The organism is Dokdonia pacifica (genome assembly GCF_900188275.1).
GTDB lineage: Bacteria > Bacteroidota > Bacteroidia > Flavobacteriales > Flavobacteriaceae > Dokdonia > Dokdonia pacifica.
The window spans coordinates 1,149,294-1,169,382 of the sequence record NZ_FZNY01000001.1 but is presented as its reverse complement, the minus strand read 5'-3'; the positions used below and the strand labels follow the sequence as shown (position 1 = coordinate 1,169,382).

Sequence of the window (20,089 nt, the reverse complement as noted above, 5' to 3'; positions counted from 1 at the left end):
AGTTCAAAGATACTTAAATAATCGGTAATCTGTCTGCGATTTTACGATCATTAGAAAGTCTTGGGATTTTATTTTGCCCTCCTAGTTTGCCTATAGATTTCATATACTCATTAAATCCCCCTTCTTTTACTTTGGATATTTTCAACGGTTGTAACACTTTTCCAACAATAAGATCATAGTAATATGAGTTTTGAGATTGTAAGGAGGCGTCTATTGCTTTCGCGAAAGCGGACACATCTCCATCTTCATTTTCAAACTCTATAAACCATTCATGATACGGCAATCCCTCTTCTGGTGTTATTTGTGGAGCTACCGTAAATTCATTGATGCGAATAGCAGTTCCATTAATAGCTTCTTGCAATGCTTGCTCTACTTCTTTTCCAATAACATGCTCTCCAAATGCCGAAATAAAATGCTTAATTCTTCCCGAAACAAGAACTCGATATGGTTTTACACAAGTGAATATAACGGTATCACCAATATTATATCCCCATAAGCCTGCACTAGTAGAAATAATCATCACATAATTTACGCCCACCTCAACATCTTTAAGAGTGATTCTTTGAGGGTTTTCTTCAAAAAAGGAATCTGCTTTTATAAACTCGTAAAAAATTCCATTATCTAATTGTAAAAGCATCCCTTTTTCTTCTTGCTTATCTTGAAATGCAAAAAAACCTTCACTAGCAGGATACAATTCTATACTATCTACACGACGCCCTATAAGATTTTCAAATTTTGCGCGGTAAGGCTCATAATTTACACCTCCGTATATAAAGAGGTTAAAGTTTTTAAAAAGTGTCCCTACAGGCTTATTTGACTTCTCTATAAGCTTCTCAAAGTACATCTGTACCCATGAAGGAATACCGCTTATAATTGTCATGTCTTTATCTATTGTTTCATCAACAATAGCATCTACTTTTGTTTCCCAGTCATCAATACAATTAGTCTCCCAACTCGGAAGTCTGTTTTTTTGAAGGTAATTAGGAACATAATGGGCTACAATACCTGAAAGTCTTCCTACTTTAACGCCATTTTTTTCTTCTACTTCAGGACTTCCTTGTAAAAAAATCATTTTCCCATCTACAAAGCTTGCTTTTCCAGTTTCAGCGATATAGCATAAAATTGCGTTGCGTGCTGTATCTGGATGTGTACGCATACTATCTTTGGTAAGTGGGATGTATTTTGCGCCAGATGTAGTACCCGATGTTTTTGCAAAGTACAAGGGTTTTCCTGGCCATACAACATCTGATTCTCCTGCAACGACACGATCTATATATGGACGAAGTGCTTCATAATCTCTTATAGGTACTTCACGTACAAAGTCTTCATGAGAATGAATTTTATCAAAGTGGTGATCATTTCCAAATGCTGTATATTGTGCTGCATCTATAAGCGACTTAAAGACTTTTTCTTGCGTTACTATAGGATTGGAAGCCCAAGCATCTATTTTGCGTTGTATACGCTTTGCGAATATTTTTGCTGCAAACGATTTAAGAGACATCTTATTTAAAATCTATATAGTTGGTTGGATTTATGGGATATCCATTATTCCATAATTCGAAATGTAAATGCGGTCCTGTTGTTAATTCTCCCGTATTACCAACAATAGCGATTACTTCTCCTGCTTTTACAAGATCTCCTTGTTGTTTTGACAAAGAGGCGTTGTGTTTATATGCAGTAATTAAATTATTTTGATGTTCTATAATAATTACATGACCTGTATCTGCTGTCCAAGACGCAAAAATAACTGTACCATCTGCTGCTGCTTTTACAGGTTCGTCTTTTTCTGTGACAATATCTACAGCATAATGTTTTGTAGCACTATCATATTTAGAACTAATAAGCCCTTTTACAGGAGGAAAGAGTGCAAAATCTGCCGATCTAGTAGCGGTTTCAAAAAGATTATATTTATCCTGCTCTTCTACAGTGGCTCTAAGCAATGAATCTTCTTTAGATGGCTGAATTGTAATATCATCGTTTTCAGAGTTAATAACACCTTCTATAGAGTCTTTGTCAAACTCTATTGTTTTTATATCTCCCGTTAGTACTTTGCGTATAGAAGCATACTGCTGTTCATTAATGGCTATTACTGTTTTTAAAGAATCTGTTTTTATTAATAACTCTTCGGCTTGTGATTTCAGTTTTTTACTAGAATAGCCTGGAATGTATTCACGTAAAGGGGTAAATGCTATAAGTAACGTAGTGAGTACAATGAGTATAATAGCAGAAATTCCCACCAAAATAAATACGTTAAGCCTTGTCAATTTAAAAGATATACGTTCTTCAAACGTGTCTTCATTTAAGATAACAAGCCTGTATTTATGCAGGAGTTTTTGTGCTATTGCTTTTTTTTCGCCTTTTTTACGTGACATATGCTTGCAAATATAACCATCTAAAGTATAATCCTAGGCAGGTATTTTTAGATGCGAACTACTGTAGAATAGATATCTTCATTATATTTCCAAGTTTAGCTATAGCAAGACCATTTTTACACATAGAAACTATGTTGTTTTTTTACACTTCATGTCTTCATTGCGAGATTCTAAGGCATAATCTAGGTTAAAAATGCCTCTATACTACTGCCCCATCATTTTTCTTTAGTATCTTTGCTATTCTAAAATTAAAGACATGAATTTTTTAGGTATATTTTTAGGTATGGTCGGACCTTGGCAAATAGGTCTTATTGTTTTAGCTATTTTATTACTTTTTGGAGGTAAAAAAATACCAGAAATGATGCGTGGCCTTGGAGGCGGTATTAAAGAATTTAAAAAAGCTTCCAAAGATGAAGATGGAGACTCTAAATTAGAAGAGAAAAAATAATCTTAATTACAGTATAATCAAAAAGCCCAATGTAAAAACATTGGGCTTTTTAAGTTTATGTATTTACGAAAAAATCTTACTTGTCTAAAAAACGGGTAGATTTTATAATTGCTTCTAGTTCAAACATATTATCACGTTGATCTAGTGAGGGAGAAAATATAAACCCTTCTACCACAACATATCTATTATTTTTTTCATCACGTATAGCATAGTTTATAAATGGTCCAGCCATAAGCCTGCCATCTCTTACTTCCCAAGTTCCTTTCATTTCCCAAGCAAAACGACCATCTATTTCTGATTCAAATAATTGAGGAGCAAGAGAAAGTTCTGTTACAAAACGACCTTGATTTAAACCAACATTAGCCCCAGAAACAGAATCTCTCATACGTACTATACGTGCTACAGAAAAAGTATCTTGATCTATTGCGTGAAGTGGTACCTCATATACTGTAATATTCATGTTTCCACTTCTTTTTATTTCTTTACGCATCCAAAAGAAATTCTTTTCTTTTTTTACATAATCATAGGCTGTAGGAAAACGCATATTGACTCCAAAAGTAGCTTTTAAAGAGTCTGTTTTTTTAAGAGAGCTTCGTATACGTGCTTGTGTATTTTTAAGTTCTCGCGTTTTAAAAGCTTCTATAATTTTATCTTTATTTGTTTTAAAAACTTCAATAATAGCATCTTCATCTTCTCCAGAAATCATCACTGCTGTTTGCCTTCTTGCTGTTACATCTTCTTCTATAGAAAAGCTAGAAGGCTCTCCTAGTTTTGTAGAAAGAAAGTTTCTGCTTTTAGATACAAAACCTGTAAACTTATCTGGAGTTATTTGATCTAGGGTAAAAAGAGGTTCTTCTCTTGGTAATCCATCTACTGGAGCTGCTAAGATACTACGCAATGTATCTCCTACACGTCCTTGCCATAGATCCTTATCTACAACCATTTTTATAGTATTAGTATTTCCTACAGATCCCTCTAATGATGGCTTTTTTGAAGTTTTTTCACAAGAAATAAAAACTCCTAAAAAGAGAATGGCTACGAGTAATTTTTTCATGATATCATACGTTTTTAATGTCCTTATTTTGAAACAATAAGTTTCATTCCCGGTTTTAAATTAGTACCGCTAATATCGTTCCAAACTTTAATATTACTTACACTAACCCCTGGAAATTTATTTGCAATCTTCCATAAAGAGTCTCCCTGCTTTACAGTATATACCTTTTTCCCATTATTTACTACTGTTTTTGCACTACTCGAAGAACTGGAAGAAGTAACAGGCTTACGAGGATATATTGTTAAGCGTTGTCCCACTCTTAAATTATTAGATTTAAGGTTATTCCATTTTTTTATTTGACTTACTCGCACTCCATATCTATTGGCTATTTTCCCTAAATAATCACCACTTCGCACGCGATATCGCACCTGGCTACTGGAGGTTGTAAATTTTGGTAATGGTTTTTCTCTTTTATCTATTTCCGCTTTCGCGAAAGCGTATATCTCCTCCTCATTCTGTACAAAAGGTCCTATTTTTTCCACTGGAAGTCTCAAGTAATACTTCTCATCTTTTACAACGGGAATAATATCAAGTTTATAAGAAGGGTTTAAAAACTGTATCACCTCTAGTGGCTCACCTGTAATTTTAGCAACTTGCTCTAAGGTGATTAACTGTTTTACGTGTACTGTATCTGTTTCAAAGTAATTTACTGGAGCTTTCTTGGGTTGGTATCCATGCTCATCTGCATATTCAAAAAGATACATCGTTGCTAGAAAAGCTGGTACATATCCTGCGGTTTCACGTGGAAGATTATTACGGATATTCCAATAATTTTGATACCCTCCACTACGTCTAATCGCTTTTGACACATTACCTGGTCCAGAATTATAAGACGCCAAAGCAAGATCCCAATCTCCAAAAAGTTCATAGAGTTTTGAAAGATATTGACACGCAGCTTCGGTAGCCATTATAGGATCCATACGCTCATCTACATAAGAATTTACATCAAGACCATATATCTTTCCTGTACTAAACATAAATTGCCATAAGCCTGTTGCTCCTACCCTAGATTTTGCACGTGGTCGTAATGCCGACTCTACAATAGCAAGATATTTCATCTCTAATGGAATATCATATTTATCTAAGGTCTCTTCAAACATCGGGAAGTAAAACTGACTGATCTCCATAAGGCGCTCCATACTTGGTTTATGGCGCTTTAAATAGCCTTTTATTACGCTTTCTAAAGAAGCTGTATATCCAACATTAAAAGGAGTTCTTTCATTTATAAGTGCAAGCCGTTTTTTTAGGGTATCTGTAGGTAAATCTAAGTACACCTCTTCTTTGTATTCTAATCCTTGAACCATATTAGTGATGGAATCATACAAATCCATGCGAGCTAACTCATGACGCCACAAGGAATCAAGGCGTGCTGCAAGCGGCTCATCTTCCAGTTTAAAGACTACAGAGTCTCTTGAAAGAGTTTTAAGTTCTACTTTATCTATTTCGTTTACAAAAGAAGTGGTCGTAATAGAATCTATAATCGTAATGGTATCTCTTTCTAGACCCACACGTTCTTTATTATTTTTCTTAAACGTCTCATAGGATAAGGTGTCTTGCGCTTTCGCGAAAGCGGAAACCAACAAACATCCAACAAGGGTATATATATGAAGTAATCTCATAGTTTTTACAACGAGGGTATTACAAAATTCGTATGAATTGTGTGTTCTTCAAATATAGGTGTTTATTCATAAGTGATCTCAAAATACGACTGTAAAGACAGAAAAAAAGCCACTAAACAAAGTGGCTTTTTTCTTAAATAAGGGTATATCACCTTACTCATCTCTTAATACATGAATAGTTCCTGTAATAGTATGTGTTCCTGAATCATTATCATAGGTTCCTGAAAATGTAATGTCAATGTATTGCCCCACATTTCCAAAATTTTCAAGAGTATATAAAATGGTATTATTATCCATTTGACCTAGATATTCAGAAATATCAAACCCTCTGTCATTTTCTAAATCATTAAAATCTAAATAATCGTAGGTTCCAATATATGGGGCTGGATTTAATTGACCGTACATAAATATACCGTTGTTGGATGTTGGTTCAGAACCATTAATAATTAATGTAGGGACATCTGCTACTAAAAGGTCTGTTAAAACGGCGTAAATATTTGAAGTAATAAGTAAACTTTGAGCTCCATCATCAATAGAATATTCAATAAATTCATCCAAGTCATTACATACAGGTATCGTTCCTGCATTAGAAGAGGGAGTTGTAAATGTATAGGAGAAAATATCAGATTGTTGAAGATTATCTAAGTCAAATCCTTGTATCGTATAATTTAAATTATCATTACAACGAATAAATGAAGTATCAAAAGCACCATTTGTAACTCCTACTACCTGTTCACTTGCTCCATATGTAATAATTGCATATCCGTTATTAATTAGGTTACTATCGCAATCATTTAATACACCAGTAATAGCTTCTGAAATTTCCTCATTTTCAAAGGTAACGACTATATTTACTGTAGTATCTTCCGTAAATGGACCAACATTTTGAATATGAATTGCAGAATTTTCACAGTTTGCTGTAAAAGCTTCTAAAACTAATGTTTCATTGGCTGGAACGAATCCACAGACTTCTCCTAGTGCATTGGTAGCACCATATGTTGATCCATATACAGTACTTGTTATTTTTATTGTTTGATATGAAAAGGGATTTCCTTGGTCATCTACAACATTAAAACACACAACATAAGCTTCTGTTGGAATGTCACAATTCCAAAAAGAAAAATGAGATACTGTTCCTACATATGTATTTCCTTGAAGGACGGCTATACCATCTTCAATCCAATATCCTTTATCTTCATCAAAATACCATAATGGAATTGTAGGAGGGGCATCTGTCAATAAGCTAGCATCTAGAGGGATTGTGATTTCTGCTGTTGTATCATCGGCAAGATTAAGATCTTCTCCATTTTCACCTCTTAACTCAACAGCTAGCATTCCAAAGGTTTGTAATGCACGCTCTCTATTATCCGAATCTTGTGCATAAAGCATCCCAGGCATTTGTTGATTAACGGTTTCGTCTGTAGGGTTTAAGTGATGTAATATTACCTGTACACTTCCTTCGTAAGCCTCGCCATCTGCATTTACATAAGCGCCTGAAAGTGATACAGAAGCGCCATTTCCATTATCAATAAGTGCTTGTTCTCCACTTGAGGTAGTTCCAGATACCGTTTCTTCAAGCATCATAATGGTGATGCTGTTTCTTCCATTTGTAGGTGTAACACTTCTAGAAGCATGAATATATCCTTGCTTTGTAGCCTTTATATACCCAAAGCGCTCAAAAACGGTAGCATTATCAATAATAAAAATGCCATTTACATCTGTTGTCGTTGTACTCGAACCTATCGTTATCTGTACATCCGGAATAGGAATACTGTTTATATCAATTATACGACCTATAAAATCTCGGCTTATTTCTGCTCCAAAATTCTCAGAAAAATTAGAAGCATCGGGTGTTTCTCCTTCTATAGGGTTATTTGCATCATCCGGTAAAACATCATCATCAGAACAGGATATTACTCCTACAAACACTAAGAATAAAAAAAATTTAATATAGTTTTTCATAATTGATTGAATGAGATCGTTAGTATTCTTCTATACTATAAAGACCCATAAACTTAATTATGGTTGCGTATTAATATACTTTATTATCATAAAAAAGAAAGCTGCCTAGTTAGGCAGCTTTCTTTTTAACTTTATAAATTTTGATCGTTTTTATTCTAAAATAGCAGCAATACCAGGCAATGTTTTTCCTTCTAACATTTCTAACATAGCACCACCTCCAGTAGACACATAACTTACTTTGTTATCAAAGCCAAATTGCTTTACTGCTGCAACACTATCACCACCTCCAACGAGAGAAAAGGCACCATTTTTAGTAGCTTCTGCAATACTATTTCCAAGTGCAATAGTAGCTCCTGCAAAAGGGGCCATTTCAAAAACACCTAAAGGACCATTCCATAAAATAGTTTTAGATTTCTGAACAACAGCATCAAATACTTGAACAGAACCTGGCCCTGCATCTAAGCCTTGCCATCCGTCAGGAATCTCATTAATAGCGATCACTTTTGTGTTTGCAGCCTCAGAAAAATCATCTGCAGCTAATACATCTATAGGTAAATGAATCGTCACATTTTTCTCTTCGGCTTTTTTTAATATGTCTAAAGCAAGTGGCATTTTATCATCTTCACAAATAGAATTTCCTATAGATCCTCCTTGAGCTTTAATAAATGTATAAGCCATCCCGCCACCTATGATCATAGCATCTACTTTATCAAGGATGTTTTCAATCACTGTAATTTTTGATGATACTTTAGCTCCTCCTAAAATTGCTAAAACTGGTTTTTCACTATTATTTAATACACGATCTAAACTTTCTATTTCTTTAGAAAGTAAATTTCCAAAGCATTTGTTTTCTGGAAAAAACTGAGCAATAATTGTTGTAGATGCGTGTGCTCTATGTGCTGTACCGAAGGCATCATTTACATAAATATCTCCTAGTTCTGATAACGCTTTCGCGAAAGCAATATCCCCTTTTTTCTCTTCATCGTGATATCTAAGATTCTCAAGTAATAAAATCTGACCCATCTCTAGGTTTTGGGCAGCTTGAATAGCCTCTTCACCTATACAATTAGATACATATATAACTTCTACACCAATAATTTCAGAAACCTTACTGCAAATGTGCTTCATAGAAAATTCATCTTCTTGTGCTTTCGGTCTTCCAAGGTGTGACATTAAAATTGCAGCTCCCCCATCTTCTAGAATTTTTAAAATGGTAGGTTTTGCAGCTTCAATCCTTGTAGTATCGGTTACTTGAAGTTGGTCATCTAATGGTACATTAAAATCTACGCGTATTAATGCTTTTTTATTTTCAAAATTGAAGTGGTCTACTGTCTTCATTACTCATTAATTTTACTCGATCATCGAGATTTAAAAATTACAAGGCCTGCCTTGCAATCAAATGATTTTTATTTAAACTAGCTTATGGAGTTGCTCCAATGTAGTTTACTAGCAAATATAGTAGTTAGAGCCTTTATATACGTTACATTTCTTTTATATTTGACACATATGCTTTTCGAAAACGTTATCGGTCAAGATTTTATTAAAAATCACCTTACCACAAGTGTGGATGCAGGTCGTATTGCGCATGCTCAGCTTTTTGTAGGAAGGGCTGGATCAGGCACTTTACCTATGGCTATTGCCTATGCACAATATATTTTATGTTTAAATACAAATGGTGAAAATTCTGGAGGTAATGCCTCTTGTAATCTTAAGTTTGAGCAACTGGCACATCCTGATTTACATTTTGCATTTCCCGTAGCTACAACAAGCTCTGTAAAAAGCCATCCTGTATCTAGTCATTTTGCTGCCGAATGGCGGTCATTTGTTAAAGAAAACTCCTATGGTGATCTTTTCGAATGGCACAAACATATAGATATAGAAAAAAAACAAGGGCAAATAGGTGTAGATGAGGCTATAGATATTAATAAATCACTTGCGTTAAAGGCTTATGAAGGAGGTTATAAAGTGATGATTATCTGGATGGCCGAAAAAATGAATACCGCAGCAGCAAATAAACTTCTAAAACTTATAGAAGAACCACCATCTAAAACACTATTTATTCTTATTACAGAAAATGAAGATCAGATTATAGATACGATCAAATCTAGATGTCAGGTATTGCATTTTCCTGCAATAAGTGAAGCTCATCTTGCAAATGCACTTATAACCAAACAGCAATCTGATCCTAAAGAAGCACAAAAAATAGCACATCAAGCTCAAGGGGATTATAATACCGCATTACACATCTTGCGTCAAGATGGAGACGATGTACAATTTGAAAAATGGTTTATTACTTGGGTTCGAACTGCTTTTATGGCCAAAGGCAAAAAAGAGTCTGTTATTGGGCTATTAGACTGGAGTGAAATGATTGCAAAAACGGGTCGAGAAACACAGAAAAATTTCCTTAATTATTGTGTGCAATTTTTCCGTCAAGCGATGCTCTTAAATTACAAAACAGAGACGCTTGTATATCTTGAACCAAAGACAGGTTTTGACCTTCGAAAATTTGCCCCTTTTGTGCATGGAAATAACATTATGGACATCATTTCTGAGCTTCAAGATGCATCATATCACATAGAACGCAATGGTAATGCTCGTATTATTTTATCGGATCTTTCTATAAAATTAACACGACTACTTCATCGTAAATAACGATATAATCAATGAGTTATATTATTTTTAGAATTCTCTAAAAATATATTTAGTTTTACAAAATACAATATATGGACTATTTACTACCTAATATTACTGAGATTTTAATTTTACTATTTATTATTATCACTTTCTTACAATCTGGACTCGATAAAGTATTTGATTGGAAAGGTCAAATAGCTTGGTTAAACAGTCATTTTAAAGAAACATTTTTAGGAAGCATGGTCCCCCTTTTAGTAGGTGTTTTAGTGGTCTTAGATTTACTTGCATCTGTACTTGCTGGAATAGGTATTTATCAACTTGCTATAAACAACAATCCAATGATGGGATTATACGGATCTATCACGGGTGCAATTACATTATTAATGTTATTATTTGGGCAACGAATTGCAAAAGATTATGCAGGTGCTTTTACAATAGTAGGTTACTTTATAGTCGTTATTTTTGGAGTATGGTTATTATCTAATCATTAAAAACAGTTGCAAATCACAGTTTATACTTGTAAAATTTAAAATTAAGCATAAAAAAAGCGATGAAGAGATTCATCGCTGTATGTATTATGACATGTATAAACTACTCTTTAGAAGCTTTATAAGCATCATTAAGGTGTTTTAAAACACTATCAGTTATATCCAATTCTTCTTTTCCGTACATAACGCTTCCGGCATCATTACTACCATAGATATATGTATAACCATTAGTCTTTCCATATTCTTTTACTTTATCTTTTACTTTAGTAAGTAAACTATCTATTGATCCCTGGCTATCTGCTTGAAGTTTTCCTAAACGCAATTGGCGTTCTTGCTGTAATTGCTGTGCTTCAGCAGCAAGTTCATTATATTTTTCTTGTTGCTTTTTTTGAGACATAGAAGGTCCATTTTTTTGAAATAAGTTTTGTTTTATTTCAAACGCTTGAATTTTTACTTCTAAGTCATTAAGAATTGCATCATTTTGTTTTGTGTAACGCTCTTTTACATCATTAAGTTCGTCATAATCTTTAAATAGCGTTTCTGTATCTACAAATGCTGTTTTTTCAGTTTGGCATGCAATAGATAAAAAGGCAACGACAACTAAGATTCCTATTTTTTTCATGGTATGTATGTTTTGCGGCAAAAATAAAAAGTTTGAATTGGTTGAGGTTAAAAATTGCAAAAATCTTAATGTATAAGTAAAATCTATAGAAATCATGATAATCAATAAGTTAATATTATTAAAATTGATTTACCAAGCTTATTTCTAGTAAAGAATAAAAAAAAGTAAATGATAGTATAGCACTTTGTGAAAGAAAAGCGCTTAAAACGGCTTATTTTAAGTTTATGAATACATATTTGAAATTATTTAAGGCAAATCATAAGAAATCTATGCATGTATGATAATTTTTTGCTTTATTTGCCGATTCAAAATTCAAACAATCTAAAAAACAAAAAAATTATGAACAGAATTGGAAAATTATGTATTGCATTATTAGTTATTACTTCTTTCGTAGGATGTAGCTCTGATGATGATTCAAACAATGATACTTCTGCTAGTTTAGTAGGAACTTGGACAGTTACTTCTTTAGAATATGAAGGAGCTACTAGTTTTGAATTATTAGGAGAGCCTATAAACACTTCTTTTGACGGAGTAGGTCAAAATTTAGATCTTGAAATCGAATTTACAGAGTCTCCTAATGAATATAGAAGTTCAGGTTCTTATGATGTTGTCGTTAATTTTGATGTAAATGGAATGACTGAAACAGAAACTTCTTCTGTAGATAATTTTGAAGGAGAAGGAACATGGGAGCGAAATGGAAACATCCTTTCTGTAGATGGAAGTATTGTTGATGTAGATATTGATTTCCCTCTTACTGAAGATATGACTATGAATGATGTTACTATTCTTGAATTAACAGAAACTACTTTACGATTAGGTCAAGATGTATCTGAAGAAGTAACACAGGAAGGAATTACAGTTAGCGTTAACCTTACTAGTGAAATCGTATTAACTAGACAATAAACTTTTATTAAAAAAATAAAAGCCGCTTTATGAGCGGCTTTTTTTGTGTCTTATTTTTACTATTGATGCTTTATCACATAAATAAGTGATGAATAAGCTCTTGTTTTTCTCGCTTTTTGATTCGAACGCCATCCATTCCAAAAAGCATTTAAAAATTTCATTTTTCCTGTTTTATATTTCTCTGAAAGCAAGCTCACATAATAGGCATCAAATTTCATAGGGTGTATTGCTCTTACAGACATGTTTTGTTCTTCAAATAACAGCTCAATTGATTTTTTTGAAAAATGATATAAATGTCTAGGCACATCATAAGCAGCCCAATCAGTTTTATAATAAGATGCATCATAAGATTCAAAATTGGGAACAGCTACAAAAAGCACTCCTTCCCTACTCAAGTTGTTTTTAATCCAACGAATTTGTGTTTTTAAATCATATACATGTTCTAGTACATGCCACATTGTAATAGCATCGTATCCACTTGAAGTTTCTGGCAATTCTTCAATAAGAGTAACATTTTTTTGTTTTGCTAATGATCTTGCTTTTTCGCTTGGCTCTACTCCAGAAGCTGTCCATCCTTTTGCGGCTGCATATTCTAAAAAATCACCAGTGCCTGCTCCGATATCTAAAAGAGATCCTTTTTGAGGTAAATAAGAATGGAGTAGTTTTTGCTTTCGCGAAAGCGTAATTCCTTTTACCACCTGATACATTTTTTCAAACAATGATCGTTTCCCATCTGTATGAGAAATATAATCTTCACTAGCATAATAGGAAGGTAAACTCTCTTTTGAAGGTTTTGGTGATGTGGTATACATATGAAGCTTTGCATCATACTCTAGGCGAAATAATTCTCCAGAAACGGAATGATCTTTTACTTCAATAGTCGTTTTCATAAATATAAAAAAGGCTTAATGTTTCACGTGGAACATAAAATTATCGTCCCATATACACCAACATTACACTAATATCCGAAGGAGAAACTCCACTAATTCGAGATGCCTGAGAAATAGTAGCTGGTCTTATTTTTTCTAATTTTTCTTTTGCTTCGTAAGAGAGAGATTTTAACTTACTGTAATCAAAATTTGCTGGGATTTTTATATTCTCAAGACGGTTTAATTTATCTGCATTTGCCTTTTCTTTTTCAATATATCCTGCATATTTTACTTTAATTTCTGCTTGTTCTAACACATCTTTTTCTATAGCATTATCTTCTATATAAGCAGCAACTTTTTTAAATTTCTTGATATCGTCTAAATAAATTTGAGGCCTTGAAAACACCTTAAACATTTTATCAGATTGCTTCATAGGAGAAGATCCTCTTTCTACTAAAATGTCATTTACTTCATCAGGAAGAATACTTGTGTCTTCAAAAAACTTCACTAATTTTTCAGAAGCTTCTCTTTTTTCTTCCATTAACTTTAAGCGTTCTTGAGAAGCCAAACCAGCCTTATGGGATAAAGGTGTGAGTCTTTCATCGGCATTATCTTGTCTTAATAGCGTACGATACTCTGCACGGGATGTAAACATACGGTAAGGCTCTTCTGTTCCTTTCGTTATTAAATCGTCTATTAAAACACCTATATACGCTTCATTACGTTGCAACATAAAAGGATCCTTTTCATGGACTTTTAAATGCGCATTCATTCCTGCCATTAATCCTTGAGAAGCAGCTTCTTCATAGCCTGTAGTTCCATTAATTTGACCTGCAAAAAACAAACCATCTATAAGCTTTGTTTCTAAGGTGTGTGTTAACTGAGTAGGAGGGAAATAATCATATTCTATGGCGTAACCAGGTCTAAAAAACTTCACATTTTCAAACCCAACTACAGAACGTAATGCTTTAAATTGAACATCTTCCGGCAAAGAAGTAGAAAATCCATTTACATAGATTTCACAAGTATCCCAACCTTCAGGTTCAACAAATAACTGGTGTCTATCTTTATCAGCAAAACGGTGAATTTTATCTTCTATTGAAGGACAATATCTAGGGCCTATAGACTTAATTCTTCCATTAAACATAGGAGATCTATCAAAACCTTCTTTAAGTAATTCATGTACTTCTGGAGAGGTATAACTCATATGACATGCTCGCTGATGTGTAAGCGGACTTGTCTCTTTAGAGTAACTAAACTTCTCAGGAATATCATCACCTGGTTGAATGATCATTTTAGAAAAATCTAAAGATCTTCCATCTACTCTAGGTGGCGTTCCTGTTTTCATTCTACCTGTATCAAAACCAAAACCTACTAGTTGTTCTGTAATTCCAGTTGCTGCTCTTTCTCCTGCTCTACCACCTCCAAATTGTTTGTCTCCAATATGAATTAATCCATTTAAAAAAGTTCCATTCGTAAGAACAACAGACTTACCTTTTACCTCAATTCCCAGAGACGTTCGCACTCCAACAATCCGTTCTTTTTCTACAATTAGACCACTCACCATCTCTTGATAGAAATCAAGATTTGGGGTTCGTTCTAATCGCAATCTCCACTCTTCTGCAAATCGCATTCGGTCACTCTGAACTCTAGGGCTCCACATAGCAGGACCCTTTGATTTGTTAAGCATCTTAAATTGTATTGCGGTTTTATCAGAAACTATACCACTATACCCGCCAAGGGCATCGATCTCTCTTACAATTTGTCCTTTTGCAATACCTCCCATTGCTGGATTGCATGACATTTGTGCAATGGTCTGAAGATTCATCGTAACCAACAGTGTCTTGCTACCCATATTGGCAGCAGCAGCTGCTGCTTCACAACCAGCATGGCCAGCACCAACTACAATCACATCATATACATCTTGAAATAGGCTCATTGTTTCACGTGGAACATTAGATTTGCAACAAAACAAAAAGGGTGTATTGTCAGCAAAAAATTAGCTTGCAAATATACGCCCTTTCTTTTATAATTTTTTAAAGATGATTAAGAGTTGTTTCACGTGGAACAATTATAAATCACCTCTTCTCTAAATAGTAATTTTCTTTAGCTCTCATCAGCACTTGATCATCTTCACTCTTATCTTTATATCCGCAATAATGTAACAACCCATGCACCATTACTCTGTGCAATTCGTCATTAAATGAAACCTCAAAATCTTTAGAATTCTCTACCACTCTTTCTGTAGAAATATAGACATCACCGCTTATAATTATTCCTTGTGTATAATCAAAACTAATCACATCAGTTAATGTGTCATGATCTAAAAATTGAACATTCATTTTGTGTAAATATTCATCGTCACAGAAAATATAATTGAGTTCTCCTAGTTGCTTATTTTCATCTTGAATTACATGTTGCAACCACTTAGAAATGTGCTCGGCATTTTCTAATTCAAAATCATTAACCGTATTAAATTCAATCATTGTCTTGTTGGAAATAGTCCTGAACTTTTTTCTTATACTCTTCCTTTAAAGGTAGGGTTTTTCTATTAAGAATTTCAGTAGTATTAAAGTACTTCTTAGCTTTCTCTAAGGAAGAATTTACAGGGTTAGCATAGTTCTTAAGGTTGGTGTTAGATTCTCTTTTTTCTTCCTCACCTTGTTGAAATGTTGCTTCTTTAAGTTTTAGAAGTTCATGCTTTAATTCTGTCATGCGCTCCAAGGTTTCATTATTAAAACCTTTATCTAACAATTGTTGCTCTACATCTTTCATGTCTTTAACTAATTGTTCTGCATCATCACCTAATCCACTTTTACGAATCTCGTCTTCTAATTGTTGTCGAAGTTTTTGTTGTTCTTTATAAATTTCATAAAGCAATCCTTGCTCATATTCATCACCTTGGTCTCCTCCATTACCTTCTCCTTTTTGTTCACCATCACCACGACCATCTTTTCCATTTTTACCACCTTCGCCTTGACCATTTCCTCCTTCTCCTTCACCCTGTCCTTCTCCTTCGCCTTCTTCCCCTTCTCCGTTTTCTCCATTTTCGCCTTCACCATCTTCTCCTTCATTACCTTTTTTCCCTTCGCCTGGCTTGCTGCCTTCTTCCATCTTTTTATTAAGCTCTTCTTGGCTTTGAATTATATCGGGTAATTGCTGTCCTTGGCCTTGGCCCTGTCCCTGACCTTGACCCTGACCTTGCCCTTGTCCTTGACCACTCATCTGATTATTCATTTGGTCTAATGAACTACTTAAAAAATCTGCTAATTCATTTGCACCAGTCACCACATACTGCTGACTACTTACTCCTTGAATAATTTGATTGTCTGCCAATCGCTCTAATGCTTTATTGATATTAAAATCAATTTCTGTCAAAGATTCATTGATAGTTTCATCAAGTTCTGGTCTACGCAATGCTAATGCGTACAAACTATCATCTATATGTTGAAAGTTTTGTTTCAACACATTTTGAAGTCTCAATTTACTAGCAAAATTTGGATTCTTATCATCCATCGCCTTGAAGTCTTTCATCACATCTTCTTCCTCAAAAGAAAAGACTAAAAGGTTATCTAAAATCTGTCGTAGCATCTCTGCATCTTCTTCCATTCCTTCTTCACCAGATTGCTGCATTTGAGATTGCATAGACTGACTCATTTGCTTCATTTTTTGAGCTGCCTTTTTTTGTTTTTTCTGTGCTTCAGATTTACTAGACGGTTTCCCTTCTTGCTCTTGTTGTTCTTGTTTTTCTAAATCGTCAGAAGCACCTTCTTGATCCTCTTTAATTTCTTCTTGCTTCTTAGGGTCTGAAGGAATATCCATAGGTTTTTTTAGTCCTTCATTTTCTTTTTCTAAATCTTTAAGATCTTCTTCTAGTTTTTTGAACTCTTCGTTTAATTTATCTTGTTCCTCTTTAGAATTTTCTTCCCCATCTTTCTTACTAAGCTCTTCTTGTTTTTTTGCAAGTTTTTCTAGATCGCGCGCAATCTTTTCTGCTTTTTTCTGAACATAATAACGCTTTGTAAGCTCTACCATTTGTTCTAGATTACGTTTATTGTTTTTATTTTGTTTTTGTAATTTTTCAAGTTTCTCAGAGAGTTCTTCTTTACTTATTTTTTCACGTAGCTTTTCAAGCTCTTCAAGAAGCTTCTCATTTTCTTTTGCCTTCTTTTCTTGACGCTCTAATCGTTCTTTAAGTTTTTCCTTTTCCTCATCGGTAAGCTGCTCATCTTTTTGAAACTCTTCAAGATTTTCTTTGAGTTGCTTAGAGAAATCTTTCATTAACTCCTCTTGTTGTTTTTGGCGTTTTAAAAAGTTTTGAAGTTTCTTTTGATCATTAAAATTAAGTTCCTTCTTTTCTTTTTGATTACGAGAAATTTCTTCTAGTTCTTTCTCACGTTCTTTTAATTTTTCTAACGATTTATCAAGACCCGATATCGCTTTATTTTGTTGTTCTAATTGCTGTTGCTCTAATTCACTTTCTGTAAATTTTACAAAACTAAAAACACTACTCTTGGTACTTTTAAAATTATGAATGGCGTCATTATCAAAAACTTCAAAATAGTATTCATAATTCACACCTTCTTGAAGTTGAAGCGTATCTGGAAATGCATAAATAAATTGATCTACATTTCCTTTTGATACAGCAATATCTTTATATTTTTTATCTTCAGATTGAGAAGGATAATATACTAGACGTAACTTCGTAAGCCCATAATCATCGCTTACTTTTCCATAAAAATAGTTTTGCTGATTACTTATACTATCTGTTTTCACCTCAAGGTTCATTTGAGGATATTCATCTTTGATCGTTTGTAGATTATACGCAAGATTTTCAAAATTCTTTAATGCCGTATTACTAGTGCTGACTTCGTAGGCCGTATTTTTATAAATACGTTGTGCTAAACGATAAGACGTTGTAGTGGTATTTTCTTTTGCTTTCGCGAAAGCGTATAACGTATCCTTCAAAACTAACTCTACTTGTTCTGTTTCACGTGTATCAAGCATCCAAGTTACTTTAGTTCCTTCTGGAACAATGGCATTTCCGGTGTTTTTAATGAGTTCTGAGGTCTTTTTGGTGTATCGCGGATACTCTAGTTGCATTTCGAAATTAACGAGCACAGGCACCTTTAAAACCTCTAAGTTGTATGCTTGTGAAGTCACCTTATTTGCCTGGAGATAAAAAGAAATATCACTCGTAGGTTGTTCAAACGTAAAACTATATTCTCCTGGTGCTACTTGTTGTAAAAAATAAATCTCATTATTGAAGTGTATGGATGCCTCATCTGGCACTACATCACCAACGGTTCTAACCTGTAGTTTATAATTCCTGTTTTCTACTACCTCTAACTTTTCATTTACAACAAAAAAACTAAATGGTGCTGGTGGTTCATAGGCTTCACTGTAATTTACAACACGCTCATAACTAGATGAAAAAACCTCGTCTTTCCCTATAAAATTAGCAATCAAAAACACAACAACTGGGATCGCTGCGTATTTTAAGTATTTGACATTTTTCTTAAAGTTAATCGCTAGGCGAAAAGGAATGGGTTCTAGTTCTTCGCTTTTTTGCTCAACACTAGCAAGCATAAGTTCTGAGTCCTGAGATTCACTATGTAATTGAAGGGTGTTGATAAGCTTATCACTTACTTCAGGAAAGTAATCCCCAATGATTTGAGCTGCGTCTTTATAATCTATCCCTTTAGATAATTTAAAGAGTCTCGCCAATGGGATGATAATAAATTTTGCAAGTAAAGCAATTTCTACTCCTATAAAAAGCCAGAATAACACGGTTCTTCCTGCAGGGCTTAACCAGAAAAAATATTCTATTAAGAGGGTGAGTAAAAAATACAATACCCCAAAGGCAAAAAAGAGAATTATTCCTTTAAGCAGTTCGTTTGTGTAATATTTACGAATAAAGCGTTCTAGCTTTTGTTCTATGTTTTTAAATGTATTCAATCGTCTATTCTAAAAGTTATCGGAATGTTATACTTAACATTCACTGGTAAATTATGTACTATACCTGGTTTTTGAGTAGGTATATCAGAAATTATAGTTTTTACTATTTCTTCAAAAACTTCAGGGCCTTCTGATTCAATTTCTATTTTATCAGGTTCTCCTAATTTATTAATTACAAAAATTGCATATACTTTTGATTCAAATCCTTTTCTATACATTGAATCTGGAAATTCAAAATTGTCTCTTACGTGTTTTTTTATCGTTTTGCTAAGCTGTTTTTTTTCATCTATAACACCTTGAAGAATATCTTTTTTCTTTGTTTTGATTTGATTCCCATCTAAATCATAAAAAACGATATCCTTTACTTTTCCATTTTTATTATAAACTTCTTTACTAGCTATTTTTCCATCTTTTCTATACCAAATCCAATTTCCTATTTGGTTATCATCTTCATATTCTCCCTTACTCTTTGTTTGTCCGTTATCATAAAAGTTTTCGAAAGTTCCGTGTAGTTTTCCATTTTTATAATTTCTACTACCACTTACTTGCCCATTATCATAGAAATACTGAGAGAGCCCTTCTAATTCTCCATTTACATAGTTGCCTTTAAAATATAGTTCTCCATTGGGGTGTATACGTTCATTATATCCATCAGATTTTCCATCTTTCCAATTCCATTGATATAGTTCTTCACCTTCGTGGTAATAATATGCCTTTCCTTGCAAAGTGTCATTTTTATAAAATACTTTACGTTGTACTTGACCATCTCGATAATAAATCCAAGCACCTTCTTTAAGATCATTTTGATAAGCTCCTTGTTTTTCTACCGCTCCATTTTTTTTATAACTAATAAAAGCTCCTTGTTTTTTTCCGTCACTATCTTCTGTATAAGAAGCTTTTAATTCTGGTTTTCTAGTAAACCTAAAAAACTCTTCAACACTATATATTCCTCCCTTTTCTTTGGATTTTATCTCATAATAGTTAGATAATTCTTTAGTACCAATACTGTAATCATATCTAAAATAAGTAGTGTCTATATCTTGAGCATTTGCTACATTATTAAAAATCAATATGTTGATTAATCCTAGTAAAAAATATTTCAATCCAAAAAGCTTTATAAAGTTAACCCCTAAAACTACAATTTTATTATGTTTTCTAAA

The 20,089-nt window shown here is 33.6% G+C and carries 16 protein-coding genes; 4 read left to right on the top strand and 12 right to left on the bottom strand.

Annotation, left to right across the window (positions count from 1 at the left end):
- Positions 1-13: 13 nt before the first annotated feature.
- Positions 14-1,501, bottom strand: a complete 1,488-nt coding sequence (locus tag CHB80_RS05090; protein ID WP_089370333.1) for a GH3 auxin-responsive promoter family protein — start codon at positions 1,499-1,501, stop codon at positions 14-16.
- Position 1,502: 1 nt separating this feature from the next.
- Positions 1,503-2,372 carry a M23 family metallopeptidase gene (locus tag CHB80_RS05085; RefSeq protein ID WP_089370332.1) on the bottom strand — a complete coding sequence of 290 codons (870 nt, stop codon included), beginning with the start codon at positions 2,370-2,372 and terminating at the stop codon, positions 1,503-1,505.
- A 256-nt stretch (positions 2,373-2,628) separates the two neighbouring features.
- Between CHB80_RS05085 and CHB80_RS05080 the strand changes: the two genes are divergently transcribed.
- On the top strand, positions 2,629-2,820 hold the full coding sequence (locus CHB80_RS05080) for a Sec-independent protein translocase subunit TatA/TatB (protein ID WP_089370331.1): 192 nt from the start codon (positions 2,629-2,631) through the stop codon (positions 2,818-2,820).
- Positions 2,821-2,896: 76 nt separating this feature from the next.
- Here CHB80_RS05080 and CHB80_RS05075 read toward each other — a convergent pair whose 3' ends face one another.
- The 4 genes from CHB80_RS05075 to CHB80_RS05060 all read right to left on the bottom strand — a co-directional run bounded on the left by CHB80_RS05075 (position 2,897) and on the right by CHB80_RS05060 (position 8,793).
- Entirely contained in the window at positions 2,897-3,874 is a 978-nt protein-coding gene (locus tag CHB80_RS05075; protein ID WP_179218087.1) for a DUF4837 family protein, read from the bottom strand.
- A 23-nt stretch (positions 3,875-3,897) separates the two neighbouring features.
- Entirely contained in the window at positions 3,898-5,493 is a 1,596-nt protein-coding gene (locus CHB80_RS05070; RefSeq protein WP_089370329.1) for a LysM peptidoglycan-binding domain-containing protein, read from the bottom strand.
- Between the two features lie 153 nt (positions 5,494-5,646).
- A complete protein-coding gene (locus CHB80_RS05065) occupies positions 5,647-7,455 on the bottom strand; it encodes a hypothetical protein (RefSeq protein ID WP_089370328.1) in 1,809 nt (602 codons plus the stop codon).
- Positions 7,456-7,605: 150 nt separating this feature from the next.
- Positions 7,606-8,793, bottom strand: coding sequence for a phosphoglycerate kinase (locus CHB80_RS05060; protein WP_089370327.1), 1,188 nt, complete (start codon positions 8,791-8,793; stop codon positions 7,606-7,608).
- A 168-nt stretch (positions 8,794-8,961) separates the two neighbouring features.
- Between CHB80_RS05060 and CHB80_RS05055 the strand changes: the two genes are divergently transcribed.
- Positions 8,962-10,107: a DNA polymerase III subunit gene (locus CHB80_RS05055; protein WP_089370774.1), complete on the top strand. Its 1,146-nt coding sequence runs from the start codon at positions 8,962-8,964 to the stop codon at positions 10,105-10,107.
- A gap of 71 nt (positions 10,108-10,178) precedes the next feature.
- A complete protein-coding gene (locus tag CHB80_RS05050) occupies positions 10,179-10,580 on the top strand; it encodes a DoxX family protein (RefSeq protein ID WP_089370326.1) in 402 nt (133 codons plus the stop codon).
- A gap of 100 nt (positions 10,581-10,680) precedes the next feature.
- Here the strand turns inward: CHB80_RS05050 and CHB80_RS05045 are convergent, their stop codons facing one another.
- Positions 10,681-11,199 (bottom strand): OmpH family outer membrane protein, encoded by a 519-nt coding sequence (locus tag CHB80_RS05045; protein WP_229746897.1) that lies wholly within the window; start codon positions 11,197-11,199, stop codon positions 10,681-10,683.
- Positions 11,200-11,538: 339 nt separating this feature from the next.
- Between CHB80_RS05045 and CHB80_RS05040 the strand changes: the two genes are divergently transcribed.
- A complete protein-coding gene (locus CHB80_RS05040) occupies positions 11,539-12,102 on the top strand; it encodes a lipocalin family protein (protein WP_179218086.1) in 564 nt (187 codons plus the stop codon).
- A 59-nt stretch (positions 12,103-12,161) separates the two neighbouring features.
- Here the strand turns inward: CHB80_RS05040 and CHB80_RS05035 are convergent, their stop codons facing one another.
- The 5 genes from CHB80_RS05035 to CHB80_RS05015 all read right to left on the bottom strand — a co-directional run bounded on the left by CHB80_RS05035 (position 12,162) and on the right by CHB80_RS05015 (position 20,032).
- Complete coding sequence (locus CHB80_RS05035; protein ID WP_089370324.1) at positions 12,162-12,992, bottom strand: class I SAM-dependent methyltransferase; 831 nt, start codon at positions 12,990-12,992, stop codon at positions 12,162-12,164.
- A gap of 40 nt (positions 12,993-13,032) precedes the next feature.
- Positions 13,033-14,910 (bottom strand): tRNA uridine-5-carboxymethylaminomethyl(34) synthesis enzyme MnmG, encoded by a 1,878-nt coding sequence (gene mnmG / locus CHB80_RS05030; protein WP_089370323.1) that lies wholly within the window; start codon positions 14,908-14,910, stop codon positions 13,033-13,035.
- Positions 14,911-15,049: 139 nt separating this feature from the next.
- Positions 15,050-15,457 (bottom strand): rRNA maturation RNase YbeY, encoded by a 408-nt coding sequence (gene ybeY, locus CHB80_RS05025; RefSeq protein WP_089370322.1) that lies wholly within the window; start codon positions 15,455-15,457, stop codon positions 15,050-15,052.
- Complete coding sequence (locus tag CHB80_RS24525) at positions 15,450-18,929, bottom strand: DUF4175 family protein (protein WP_089370321.1); 3,480 nt, start codon at positions 18,927-18,929, stop codon at positions 15,450-15,452. The genes ybeY and CHB80_RS24525 overlap by 8 nt, the downstream gene beginning before the upstream one ends.
- A complete protein-coding gene (locus tag CHB80_RS05015) occupies positions 18,926-20,032 on the bottom strand; it encodes an energy transducer TonB (RefSeq protein ID WP_089370320.1) in 1,107 nt (368 codons plus the stop codon). Before CHB80_RS05015 ends, CHB80_RS24525 begins: the two co-directional genes overlap by 4 nt.
- Positions 20,033-20,089 lie beyond the last annotated feature (57 nt).

Excerpts from the sequence above, each read along its gene's own strand:
- CHB80_RS05055 (WP_089370774.1), top strand. The coding sequence starts at position 8,962 with ATGCTTTTCGAAAACGTTATCGGTCAAGATTTTATTAAAAATCACCTT.
- CHB80_RS05070 (WP_089370329.1), bottom strand. The coding sequence starts at position 5,493 with ATGAGATTACTTCATATATATACCCTTGTTGGATGTTTGTTGGTTTCC.
- CHB80_RS05060 (WP_089370327.1), bottom strand. The coding sequence starts at position 8,793 with ATGAAGACAGTAGACCACTTCAATTTTGAAAATAAAAAAGCATTAATA.
- CHB80_RS05085 (WP_089370332.1), bottom strand. The coding sequence starts at position 2,372 with ATGTCACGTAAAAAAGGCGAAAAAAAAGCAATAGCACAAAAACTCCTG.
- mnmG (WP_089370323.1), bottom strand. The coding sequence starts at position 14,910 with ATGAGCCTATTTCAAGATGTATATGATGTGATTGTAGTTGGTGCTGGC.
- ybeY (WP_089370322.1), bottom strand. The coding sequence starts at position 15,457 with ATGATTGAATTTAATACGGTTAATGATTTTGAATTAGAAAATGCCGAG.
- CHB80_RS05035 (WP_089370324.1), bottom strand. The coding sequence starts at position 12,992 with ATGAAAACGACTATTGAAGTAAAAGATCATTCCGTTTCTGGAGAATTA.
- CHB80_RS05040 (WP_179218086.1), top strand. The coding sequence starts at position 11,539 with ATGAACAGAATTGGAAAATTATGTATTGCATTATTAGTTATTACTTCT.
- CHB80_RS05045 (WP_229746897.1), bottom strand. The coding sequence starts at position 11,199 with ATGAAAAAAATAGGAATCTTAGTTGTCGTTGCCTTTTTATCTATTGCA.
- CHB80_RS05065 (WP_089370328.1), bottom strand. The coding sequence starts at position 7,455 with ATGAAAAACTATATTAAATTTTTTTTATTCTTAGTGTTTGTAGGAGTA.
- CHB80_RS05075 (WP_179218087.1), bottom strand. The coding sequence starts at position 3,874 with ATGAAAAAATTACTCGTAGCCATTCTCTTTTTAGGAGTTTTTATTTCT.
- CHB80_RS05080 (WP_089370331.1), top strand. The coding sequence starts at position 2,629 with ATGAATTTTTTAGGTATATTTTTAGGTATGGTCGGACCTTGGCAAATA.
- CHB80_RS05050 (WP_089370326.1), top strand. The coding sequence starts at position 10,179 with ATGGACTATTTACTACCTAATATTACTGAGATTTTAATTTTACTATTT.
- CHB80_RS05090 (WP_089370333.1), bottom strand. The coding sequence starts at position 1,501 with ATGTCTCTTAAATCGTTTGCAGCAAAAATATTCGCAAAGCGTATACAA.